Source organism: Streptococcus zalophi, from assembly GCF_016481285.1.
GTDB lineage: Bacteria > Bacillota > Bacilli > Lactobacillales > Streptococcaceae > Streptococcus > Streptococcus zalophi.
Map to the genome: position 1 here is coordinate 1 of NZ_JAENBP010000016.1, position 2,003 is coordinate 2,003.

2 protein-coding genes are annotated in these 2,003 nt (G+C 32.3%); both read right to left on the reverse strand.

What is annotated here, in order from left to right; translation table 11 throughout:
* Positions 1 to 224: 224 nt before the first annotated feature.
* Positions 225 to 1,634 carry an APC family permease gene (locus tag JHK64_RS07415; protein ID WP_199568386.1) on the reverse strand — a complete coding sequence of 470 codons (1,410 nt, stop codon included), beginning with the start codon at positions 1,632 to 1,634 and terminating at the stop codon, positions 225 to 227.
* 158 nt (positions 1,635 to 1,792) lie between these two features.
* On the reverse strand, positions 1,793 to 2,003 hold a 211-nt coding region (locus JHK64_RS07420), incomplete at its 5' end, for an LPXTG cell wall anchor domain-containing protein (RefSeq protein ID WP_199568388.1).

Consider the following 2,003-nt stretch of genomic DNA (forward strand, 5'->3'; position numbering starts at 1 on the left):
GGTTACTTTCATAACCCTGCACGTTTGGTTTCTTGTCTTGTTCAGTTTTCAAAGGTCATGCTCTTTCGAGACAACTATTATATTCTAGCACCTCAACTAAGCTTTGTCAATACCTTTTTTAAGAAAAGAATTGACAATATTTTAAGGTGACACTGAGACTATTATAACAAATACTGTATCATAAATCTAGTTTTTCGATTAAATTTATGCTAGTTTTTTACATTTTATTTTTCATCATTATTTTTAAAAGCAATCGCTGAATGATGGTAACCATATAAAAGGTAAATAACAACTCCAATAACTGTTGTTAAGCCAAATGCCAACCAAGTTGTCATTTCATATTGACTCATAAGGGAAAGACATATAACAATAGATATAATTGGTAAAATTGGCACAAAAGGTGTTCTAAATTCTCCTTTTTTAGGCACCCCTTCATTTTTTCTTAATTTGATAATGCCATATGCCAATATAATAAGGTAAGCTAATGTACATATATTTAAGAATGAAGCAATGCTTGCAATGGGAAATATCCCGGCACAAATAGCTGCTATAATCCCAACAAGAAGTGTTGCATTTTTAGGCACTTTTTGATTTTTAGAAACTTTACTAAATGTTTTTGGTAACAATCCATCGCGACTGATGCTATATATCATTCTAGCCAAAGCATATGACATCGATATACAAACTGTGATTAATGTTAAAATGGCAACAACTGAAACATAGTTGGCTGCCCAGGTTAAACCGATACTCCTGAGAGCAAAAGCAACAGCGTCACTAACATTTAATTTGGTATAATGAACCATGCCAGTTAAAACAAGAGTCACAACAATATAGAGAAAAGTTACAATTGATAATGAAAGAGCAATGCCTTTAGGAATGTTTTTTTGTGGTTCATTAACTTCATCAACAGCCATTGAAATCGACTCAAAACCAAGAAAGGCAAAAAACATCAAGGAAGCACCTGCCATAATACCTGTTTGTCCGCCATAAATTTGACCAAAGCCAAATGGGGAAAAATTAGACCAATTATTTAAATCAATATGGAATATCCCAATTAGTATAAATAAAATGAGAGCCGAAAACTTTAAAATAACTAATACATTATTAAGTTTAAAAACAATTTTTGAGTTTAATAGTACAATACCTGTTACTAAAATAACTACTAGAATTGGAAAAAGATCAACATAATGGCCTTGTGACGGGTCAAAAGTTCCATTAAGTGCAGCTGGTAATTTTAAACCATAACTGGACAAAAGCCCCTTAAAATAACCACCCCACCCCGAAGCAACTCCTGAAATCGCTGTTAGAAATTCCATAATAATGTACCAACCAACAATCCATGCAGGAAATTCTCCCATTGTTCGATAGACATAACTATAAGCACCACCGTTGGTAGGAATTCTTGAAGCAAATTCAGCAAAAAATAGTGCTGAAAGTCCTACTGAAACTGCCGAAATGACAATAGATATAGTAAGAGCCGGACCTGCAAAATTAGCTGCTCCAATACCTGTGACAGTCAATATTCCCGTTCCAACCATTGAACCTAATCCAAGAAATATTAAATCGCTAATTTTAAGGTGTCTTTTTAGTTCCGTTTTTTTTGCTAATTTTGTTTTCTTCCTAAAAATACCCATAGATTCCCTCACTTCATAATAATTATATTAGTTTACCATATTATTTGACATTTGTAAAATTATACTAATTATACATTTATTATACATTTTTTGTAATTAGTCGATTACGATAAAAATTGAAAAAACTCTTGTCAGAAGGCAAGAGTTTTTTATTTTTTTTAACGAGAACGTTTAGCTCTATATATGATAAATCCTACTAGAGCAAGAATGGCAAAGCCTAGAATACTAAATAAGATTTTATTTGACTCCCCAGTTTTTGGTAATGGTTGTTTTGGATGATGAACATTAGTAATGTCATAACCCTTAATCTCTGTCGTATAGCCTTTAACAGCATCTTCTGATAGGCTATACTCGATTTTCTTACCATTC

Bases quoted from the DNA above. Each gene is read 5' to 3' on its own strand.
- JHK64_RS07415 (WP_199568386.1), bottom strand. From the start codon at position 1,634: ATGGGTATTTTTAGGAAGAAAACAAAATTAGCAAAAAAAACGGAACTA.